Below are 9,249 nucleotides of genomic sequence, written 5' to 3' on the forward strand. Positions count from 1 at the left end.
CGAGCCGCGTTGCTGCGTCAAATGGCGCCAGGCAAGGCGCGGGACGCAGGTAATGGTCATTCCCTTGCCAAGTCCCGCAACGCCGCATGGCGCCATTTGCCGCGCAACCCAAAGGGCCGGGCCTGTTTTTGCGCGATGCGGCGTTACTCGTCGCTGATTTGGAATGACCAAACTACGCTCCTCGTGCCTTGCCTCGCGCAAAAACAGGCTCCGGCGCGGCCGCGATGAAACGTCAACAGACCCTAAAAGCCCCTAGAAATCGCGCCGGTAGAACAGGTCCAGCGAACTGGCCAGGCCACTGGCGGCCTCGAGGAATATCCGCCGGGTCAACTGGTAGCGCAGGCCGATGGTGTTGGACGGCTCGAACACGCCGACGCCGTAGCGCAGTGCCAGGCGTTCGCTCAGGCGGCCGGTGGCGACCACGCTGGTGGTGGCGCCGGTGCCTTCGGTATCCAGCTGGAAATCCTGGATGCCCAGGCGCTGTGCCAGGCCGCCGGTGATCGACGAGCTGCCGGCCAGGCCCAGGCCGAGCGCCGCCTGCGCCAGCAGGTTGCTGTCGCCGCTATCGGCGCCCAGCGCCCGCCCGAGGACCAGGTAGGAAAGCGCCTGCTCCTGGCTCATGGCCGGCTCGGCGAACACATCGACGCGCGGCTGCTCGGCGCTGCCGGTGATGCGCAGCCCCGCCACCACGTTCTCGGCATCGATACGGCGGATCGCCTCGATGTTCAGGAACGGCTGGCTCAGCACTCCGGTGAACAGCAACTCGGCGCGGCGGATGGTCAGGCGCTGGCCGTAGGCACGGTAGCGGCCGTTCTTGAGCTGCAGTTCGCCGCGGGCGTCCAGGTTGTCGCCGATGTGCAGGTAGCCGGCGAGATCGGCGGTCAGGCCGAAGCCGGAAAAGCGCAGGCGATCCTGGCCGACCTCGACATCGATATCCATCTTCACCGCCATCGGCGTCGCCGGCTCCTCGGCCTCGCGTCCGACGATGACCGCATCCTCCGAAATCCGCACGGTCGAGGGCGGCAGTTCGCGCACGGTGATGGCGCCCCGGGGCACCTCGACCCGACCGCTCACGGCCAGTTGCTGGCCGCTCAGGACGATGCGCAGATCCGGCTCCACTTCCAGCTCCGCATAGGGCTCGACCACCACCGGCAGGCGATTGCCGCTGACCCGCATGTCCAGGTCCAGCGCCTCGGCCCAAGCCAGTGTGCCGGCCAGCGTGCCACGGCCCTGCTCGCCCGCGCGCCAGTCGCCGTCGATGCGCAGGCTTTCTCCATCGATCAGCAGGCGCACCTGCAGGTCTTCGAAGGTGGTCGGCAATTCGCTGCCGGAAACCTCGCCGTCGCTGAGGGCCAGCTGGCCGTTCAGCTGCGGGTGCTGCAGGCTGCCGGAGAGCTGGCCGCTGCCGTTCAGTTCGCCCTTGAGACGCTCGACCATCGGCACGAACGGGCGCGCCACGGCCAGGTCCAGGCCATTCAGGCGGAACTCGCCGGAGAGGGGCTTGATCTCGCGGCGTGGATCGATGCGTGCGTGCAGCTCCAGTTCGCCCAGCTCGCCGCCCTGGAAGCGCAACTGGCTGTCGACGCGCTCGGGCAGCAGGCGGCTGTCCAGGGCCAGGGTCGCATAGGGGAACTCGTACCATTCATCGCCTTCGCGCATGCGCAGCACGCCGGGGCCGGCATCCAGGCTGATCCGGCCGCTGGGGCCTCGCGCCGGCAGGTCCAGCTCGATGTCCGCGTTCAGCTCACCCTGCCAGCCGAAATCATCGGGCAGATAACCCGCCAAGGTCTGCAACGGGAAATCGCGCAGGCGATAGCGGATGCGCGGGTCGGGCAGCAGCCGCTGGTCCTCGGCACAGAGGCTGGCGGGGCCGGACATCCAGCAATGCGCGCCGAACTCGAGCCGGCCATCGGCGAAGCGCCGGAGCGCCGCGGGCTGTTGCAGGTTCCAGTCCTGTTGCTCGGCGCTGAGGCTGCCGCGCAACAGGCGGCCGCGCCAGTCGCCGTCGCGCAGGCCGCCGTCGAAGGCCAGCGCCAGGTTCAGCAGCGGCCCCTGCAGCTGCAGGTTCGCCTGGTGCCGCTCGCGGGTACCGTCGGCTTCCACCCGCAGTGCGCCGAGATCGGTTTCGCCGGCGCGGATCCGCTCGGCGCTCAAGGTCAGGCGCGCCTGCTCGCCTTCGGCCAGCCGGGCGTCGAGGCTGAGCCGGCGCAGCCGGTTGTCCTGATAGCCGAGGTTGCGGCCGCTCAGTTCGGCATGCCCCTGCGGCGCCGAAGGCGTGCCGGCGAGTCCGACCTGCCCGTTCAACTGGCCGCGCAGGTCCGGCCACAGCTGGGCCAGGCGGCCGAGCTGCAGTTGCAGCTGGCCATCCAGAGTCTGCGCCCAGGTGCCCTGGCCATGGATACGGTTGTCGCCCATGCGCAGGTCGATGCCGGGCAGCGCCCAGCGACCGTCCTCCCCGCTGGCCTGCAGCTGCAGGCTGGTGGCCTGACCGCGCAGGCGGCCGGCGATGTCGAGGGCGGCCTCGGCCTGCAGCCGGGTTTCGCGCAAGGCGCCACGGCTTTTCAGCGAGCCGCCGAGCTTGCCGGGAAGCTCGGCAAGCCAGTAGGAAGGATCGAGTTCACTGAGCGTCAGGTCGGTATTCCAGCTGATGCCGTCGGCGAAGCCGACGCTGAGCGAGCCGCTGGCGCTGCCCTGCCCGGCGCGCAACTGCAACTGCGGCAGATGCACCACCTCGAGATTGCCGCTGACCGGGCTGGCCAGGGTGAAGTCGCCCGCCGGCCCGCTCATGGCCGAGTCGAAGTGGCCGAGGTAGTTGCCGTTGTCGTACTGCAACTGCGCCGTCAGCTCGCGCAGCGCCACCGGCGGTTCGTCGATCTGCGGGTAGAGCCGTCGCCAGGGGAAGTCCCGCCAGGCCAGATCGGCATTGGCGACCAGGCCTTGCTGCCAGTCGACATCGCCACTCAGGCGCACCCGGCGTTGCTCGCCGGCATCCAGTTCGAGGGTGTCGAGCCGCGCCCCGTTCGCCTCGAGCAGCCCTTCCAGCGCCAGGCGCACGTTGCCGCCCTCGCCCGGCAGAAGGCCGGTGCCGAGCAAACGATAGCCGTCCTCCAGGTTCCCGTTCGCGGCCAGTTCCAGTTCGTCCAGGCGCAGGGTATCGGGCAGCTCGGGCATGGCCTTGAAGCCGTCGGCACGGAGCTTCAGCGTCGCCGGCAGCTGCGGGTCGAGCGGGCGCAGCTGGCCATCGAGCGAACCCTCGAGATAGCCCTGGCTCTGTACGGCGAGGCGGACCTGTTCGCGCAAGTCGCCTTCGAGGTCGATCATCAGCGCCCAGGCTTGCATGTCCGGCGAGCGCAGCGCCGCCTGGCCCTGCAGCGCCAGCGGCCAGGCTCCCCGGGGTTGCAGCCGCCCCCGCATTTCCAGATCGAGATCGGCGCGGCGCAGCGTCAGGCGCTGGATGTCCAGCCCGGCGGCGCGCCAGTCCGCCTGCAGGTCGAGGCTGCGCAGTTGTTCGGCAGCGTTCAGCCGCAGGCGGCCGATCTCGATGCGGCCGACCTGCAGCGCCAACGGCAGGTCGATGTCCGGCAGGCTGAAGGGCTCGGCGTCCGGCTCCGACTCGGCGGGCGGGAAGACCAGTTCGATATCGCCGGCGAGCAGTTCGTCGATGCACAGGGTCCGCTTCAGCAGGCAGGCCGGCGACCAGGCAAGCCGCGGACGCTCGATTTCGACCCGGTTGCCGCCCTGCTCCCACAACAGCCGCTCGGCTTGCCAGCGCCGGCCGAGAGTGCCGTCGAACGCCTCGACTGTCAGCCCCGGCACCTGGGCCAGCAGCCAGCGGCTGCCGCCGGTGGTGCCGAGCAGCGCGCCCAGGGCGACGATCAGCAGCAGGAGCGCGCCGAGCAGCGTCCAGCCGACGCCCCGCCATGCCCGCCTCACAATTCAGGCCCCATCGAGAAGTGCAGACGCACGCCGCCATCGCCATCGAGCGGGTGCGCCAGGTCGACGCGAATCGGCCCCACCGGCGAAACCCAGCGCACACCGGCGCCGACGCTGCTCTTGAGGGTCGGGAACTCCAGCGAATTGAAGGCATTGCCCTGGTCGACGAAGGTCGCGATGCGCCAGCGTTCGGCGATCGAATACTGGTACTCGGCGCTGACCGCGAACTGGTAGCGGCCGCCGATCCGGTCGCCATCGGAATTGGTCGGCGACAGGCTCTGGTAGTCGTAGCCGCGCACGCTCTGGTCGCCACCGGCGAAGTAGCGCAGCGACGGCGGCACGTTGACGTACTCGTCGGTCCAGTTGCCGCCGAGCTGCACGCGGCCGAGGAAGCGATGACGCTGGCCGAGCGTGGTCAGCCCGCGCAGCAGCACGTTGGCATGAATCAGGTCGGCGTCCGAGAACACGCCGTCCTTGGCCGCCGCCACCTCGAACTGCAGGCGGTAGCCCTGGCTCGGGTCGATGCGGTTGTCGCTGCGCAGGTAGCTGTAGGCGACGCCGGGCATCAACAGGGTGCTCAGGCCCGAGTCGTCGCCGAGGCGGTATTCCTCGTGCTGCCACTTCAGCGACAGCACCCGCTGCCAGCCGCTGGGCAACTGGCTGTGCCATTCCGGGCCGACCTTGAGCAGGCGGCTCAGGCTGTCGGTGCCGGCGATTTCCTCGTTCTGGTAGCCGCCGACGAAGCGCAGCTTGTCGGTCAGCGGCGGGTCGAGCGGGATGTCGTACCAGAGCCCGACGTTCTGCCGTGGCGCCGACAGCTCGGTTTCGGCGCCGTAGCTGTGGCCCTGCGGGTTGACCCAGTGGCGCGTCCAGTTCAGGCGGATGCGCGGCCCCACGTCGGTGGAATAGCCCAGGCCCAGGCCGAAGGTGCGCGGCTTGCGGGTGGCCAGCCGGACCGCCACCGGAATGCGCTGCTCGCTGGCAGTGGTCGGATTGGCATCGACCCGGACACCTTCGAAATAGCCGCTCGACTGCAGCGCCTGGCTGAGTTCGGCGATCAGCTCGGAGTCATAGGGGGTATCGGCCTTGAACGGCACCATGCGCATCAGCAGATCGTCGTCGAACGGCGCGTCGCCCTCGAAACGCACGTCGCCCAGCCGGTAGCGCGGGCCGCTGTCGAACACCAGTTCGACGTCAGCCGTGTTCTCGCGCGGGTCGATCGCCAGCCGCTGGCGGGTGAAGCGGCCATCGAAATAGCCATAGCGCGAGGCCTGGTTGAGGAACTGCTGCTTCACTTCTTCGTAGCGCCCATGGTTGAGCACGTCGCCCTGGCGCAGGGTGCGCTCGGCCACCCGGAAGCCGGAGAACTGCGCCGCCGGCCCGTCCAGGCGCACCTCGATGTTGCGCAGGCGCACCGGCTCGCCGGTCCGCACATGCAGGATCAGCGTCGGCTCCTCGCCTTCGCTCACGTCGCTGCGAATCCGGCTGAGGTAGTAGCCCAGCGCCTGCAGTGCCTTTTCCGCCTGGCTTTGCGCGACCCGGCTGTAGCGCAGCAACTCGCGGGCGTCGCGGTCACCCAGGTCGCCGATGTAGTTTTCGATATTTTCCCGCAGCGCCCGGTTCGCCGGCTCGATTCGCACATCGAGCTCGGCGGCGCCGGTACCGATCCCGGTCAACATCACAAGTACGGCTACCAGCAGGCCGAGTCGGTTCGATTTGCACATGGCGCGCAATGCTAGCATGCCCCACCCGGCATGCCCGAACGCAGCGGCGAGGCGGTCGGCAGGGTGTTCGTGCGGTGGTCCGGGCATGGGCTGGCATCGTCGGGTGTCAGGCCACTCAGACTGGCCCGGCACGATAAAATTCGGCGCGCCTAGCGCGTCGCCTCCAAGCGCCGCGGTGCCGGGTGGAAGAACACATGCTCGACCACCGGCCCGACCGCTACCTGGCCGATCTCCTGGTAGCCCTGGCGCTGGTAGAAATTCAGGTAACGCGGGTTGCCGGTATCGATCACCAGGCCCTCGGAGCTCTCGTCCTCGGCACACCAGTCGTGCACCGCCGCCAGCAACTGCTCGCCGTAGTGCTGGCCCTGGAACTGCGGATGCACGCCCAGCAGCGGCAGCAGATGGACGGCCCCGGCCGGCAAGCAGGCCAGCACCGCATCGTGATAGTCCAGATAGCGCCGCGTACAGCGAAACCCGGCGGTCAGCAGCATGCGCGCGCGCCAGGCCCAGCTCTCGGTGATGTCCAGCCGCCGCTGTGGTGGCGCGATCAGCGCGACCGCGATCAGCCGGTCCTCCTGCAGCAGACCGAGCGCCGGCTGCTGCTGCAGGAAATGCTGGTTCACCAGCTCGCGCACGGTCGCGCGCACGCGCTGTTCGTAACCAGGGCGATCCGCCTCGAACAGGTAGGCGAAGGTGGGTTCGTGACGATAGGCGTGATACAGCAACGAGCGGGTTTCGCGGTCGTAACCGCTATCGAGCGTACGGACCTCGGCAGGTATCGTCATGGCGGCTCTCGGCTGTTTTTTGCAAGGATGATTGCAACTTAGCAGCCGGCCGCCCAGCCCGCCACGAGCGCCCTCTTCATCCGCATGGCGGCCCTGCAGCAGGCGGCAGCCAGCATGCTACGGAAACGCGCTTGGTATGCACGGCGGCGAGTCACTAGAATCACGGCTTTCGCCCACCCCCGGCGCCGCAGGCCGGCGCAGTGGTTGACGCCCCGGGTGGACCGTCACCTGCAAGCGTCGCCCCCAGGCAACACGCATGGATATCCTATGAAAATCGTTTCCTTCAACATCAATGGCTTGCGCGCAAGACCTCATCAGCTTTCTGCGCTGATAGAAAAACACCAGCCGGACATCATCGGCCTGCAGGAAACCAAGGTGGCCGACGAGCAGTTCCCCCAGGCGGAAATCGAGGCGCTCGGCTACCACGTGCATTACCACGGCCAGAAGGGGCACTACGGCGTCGCCCTGCTTTCGCGCCAGGCACCGCTGGAAATCCACAAGGGCTTCCCCAGCGACGGCGAGGAGTCGCAGAAGCGTTTCATCTGGGGCCGTTTCGCCGATGCCAACGGCCAGCCGGTGACGGTCATGAACGGCTATTTCCCGCAAGGCGAAAGCCGCGCCCACCCGGTCAAGTTCCCCGCCAAGACCCGTTTCTACGCCGACCTGCAGGCACTGCTCGAACAGCAGTTCAGCCCGGACCTGGCGCTGGCGGTGATGGGCGATTTCAACATCTCGCCGGAAGATTGCGACATCGGCATCGGCGAGGCGAACGCCAAGCGCTGGCTGCGCACCGGCAAGTGCAGCTTCCTGCCGGAAGAGCGCGAATGGCTCGGCAGGCTCAAGGGCTGGGGCCTGCAGGACAGCTTTCGCACCCTCAATCCGGAAGTCGTCGACCGCTTCAGCTGGTTCGACTACCGCAGCCGCGGCTTCGAGGACGAACCGCGCCGGGGCCTGCGCATCGACTACATCCTGACCACCGCGGCGCTGCACGAACGGGTCACCGATTGCGGCGTCGACTACGATATCCGTGCGATGGAGAAGCCGTCCGATCATTGCCCGGTGTGGATCGAACTGGCCTGATCCCCGTGCCGAACTTGCGCCAGTTTGCATTCTGGCGCGATAACCAACGGGCACGGCGCGCCGTCATATTTCGGTAACCGAATCGTCTTAATCTCGCGGCCTTCAACAGGGAGGTCGCGAGATGTCGCCACGTATCACCGTAGAGAGGTTCCGGGCCCGGGTTCTGAGCCTGCTGTTGCTCGGCTTGGCTGGTTGCAGCATCCCCGCGCAGGTCTTCGCCGCACTCCCACTACCTGCCGACGACACGCCGGTGCTGCGCATTCACGGCTCCAATACCGTGGGGGCCAAGCTCGCGCCGATGCTCATCGCCGGGCTGTTCGAGGCCCAGGGCCTGCAGGAGGTACGCACCCAGCCCACCGAGGTGGAAAACGAGCAGCGCATCAGCGCCCGCACCCCGGAAGGTCGCCCCGTCTACGCCACGGTGGCCGCGCACGGCACCGGCACCGGTTTTGCCGGATTGAAGGACGGCTATGGCGACCTGGCCGCCGCTTCCCGCCCGATCAAGGCCGCCGAGCGCGCCGAGCTGGTGGCACTGGGCGACATGCGCAGCGCCCAGGCGGAACAGGTGATCGCCATCGATGGCCTGGCCATCGTGGTCCACCCGGACAACCCGGTGCAATCGCTGACCACCGGCCAGCTGGCCGAGCTGTTCGCCGGCGAGATTCGCAACTGGCGCGAGCTGGGCGGGCCGGACCTGGCGGTTCAGCTGCATGCCCGCGACAACCGCTCGGGCACCTGGGACACGTTCAACGAGCTGGTCCTGGCGCGCCAGGGCAAGACCCTCTCCGATAGCGCCAGGCGCTACGAATCCAACGACGCCCTGTCGCGCGCGGTGACGCTGAATCGCGGCGCCATCGGTTTCACCGGGCTGGCCTCGCTGGGCAAGGCCAAGGCACTGGCCATCGCCGATGGCAAGTCGCAGCCGATGCTGCCGCTCAACGCGCTGGTCGCCACCGAGGACTACCCGTTGTCCCGTCGCCTGTTCCTCTATGCGCGCCCGAGCGGCCAGACCCCATGGACCAGGCCTACATCGAGTTCATCCACAGCAGCGCCGGCCAGCAGATCGTCGAGCAGTCCGGCTACGTGGCGCAGCACGTCGACGTGGTCAGGCAGGCGCCCCAGGCGGACATGCCCGCGTTCTACCAGCGTCTGGCCAGCGAGGCCCAGCGGTTGACGGTCAACTTCCGTTTCGAGGAAGGCACCGCGCAACTGGACAACAAGGCCCAGCGCGATCTCGACCGGGTGGCGGATTACCTGCGCGCCCACGGCAAGCTCGTCGGCAGTGCGGCCTTGATCGGCTTCGGCGACACCAAGAGCGACCCCACGCGCGCCGCCCTGCTGTCCAAACTGCGCGCCATGACGGTGCGCCGCGAGCTGAGCAAGCGCGGCGCTTTCTTTAGGGAAATCAATGGAATGGGATCAGAACTTCCAGTCGCTTCGAATGACCAGGGCAGCGGCCGGGTGAAGAACCGGCGCGTCGAGATCTGGGTTTACTGAGCCCCCTGCTCCGGGCAGGCCTTGCGGCCTGCAATCGCCGCGAGGGCGCGCCTCCCACCGGTTCGGCGTGGGCTTGCTGTTCTTGTGGGAGCCCCGACCTCGGGGCGATGCTTTTGCCCCGGGCAGTCCTGCGGCCTGCTATCGCCGCGGGGGCGCGCCTCCCACCGGTTCGGTGTGCACCGGCTGCTTCTGTGGGAGCCCCGACCTCGGGGCGATGCTTTTGAGCCTCG

General features: G+C 68.3%; 4 protein-coding genes and 1 pseudogene. 2 read left to right on the forward strand and 3 right to left on the reverse strand.

Annotated elements, in window-relative coordinates; genetic code table 11:
• Window positions 1-252: 252 nt before the first annotated feature.
• The 3 genes from BAY1663_RS10045 to BAY1663_RS10055 all read right to left on the reverse strand — a co-directional run bounded on the left by BAY1663_RS10045 (window position 253) and on the right by BAY1663_RS10055 (window position 6,442).
• Window positions 253-3,933 carry a translocation/assembly module TamB domain-containing protein gene (locus tag BAY1663_RS10045; protein WP_037040117.1) on the reverse strand — a complete coding sequence of 1,227 codons (3,681 nt, stop codon included), beginning with the start codon at window positions 3,931-3,933 and terminating at the stop codon, window positions 253-255.
• Window positions 3,930-5,612, reverse strand: a complete 1,683-nt coding sequence (locus BAY1663_RS10050; protein WP_256206652.1) for an autotransporter assembly complex family protein — start codon at window positions 5,610-5,612, stop codon at window positions 3,930-3,932. The genes BAY1663_RS10045 and BAY1663_RS10050 overlap by 4 nt, the downstream gene beginning before the upstream one ends.
• Window positions 5,613-5,806: 194 nt before the next feature.
• A complete protein-coding gene (locus BAY1663_RS10055) occupies window positions 5,807-6,442 on the reverse strand; it encodes an N-acetyltransferase (RefSeq protein WP_037040120.1) in 636 nt (211 codons plus the stop codon).
• A 267-nt stretch (window positions 6,443-6,709) separates the two neighbouring features.
• Here BAY1663_RS10055 and xthA point away from each other — a divergent pair, with 267 nt between their 5' ends.
• Together xthA and BAY1663_RS10065 are read left to right on the forward strand one after the other, a co-directional pair.
• A complete protein-coding gene (gene xthA / locus BAY1663_RS10060; RefSeq protein WP_037040122.1) occupies window positions 6,710-7,522 on the forward strand; it encodes an exodeoxyribonuclease III in 813 nt (270 codons plus the stop codon).
• 121 nt (window positions 7,523-7,643) lie between these two features.
• Window positions 7,644-9,019: pseudogene (locus BAY1663_RS10065) on the forward strand (phosphate ABC transporter substrate-binding/OmpA family protein).
• The last annotated feature ends 230 nt before the right edge of the window (window positions 9,020-9,249 follow it).

It is taken from the genome of Pseudomonas sp. BAY1663, from assembly GCF_000582595.1.
Lineage (GTDB): Bacteria > Pseudomonadota > Gammaproteobacteria > Pseudomonadales > Pseudomonadaceae > Stutzerimonas > Stutzerimonas stutzeri_AF.

Coding starts and splice junctions, on each gene's coding strand:
- xthA (WP_037040122.1), top strand. CDS start 6,710: ATGAAAATCGTTTCCTTCAACATCAATGGCTTGCGCGCAAGACCTCAT.
- BAY1663_RS10050 (WP_256206652.1), bottom strand. CDS start 5,612: ATGTTGACCGGGATCGGTACCGGCGCCGCCGAGCTCGATGTGCGAATC.
- BAY1663_RS10055 (WP_037040120.1), bottom strand. CDS start 6,442: ATGACGATACCTGCCGAGGTCCGTACGCTCGATAGCGGTTACGACCGC.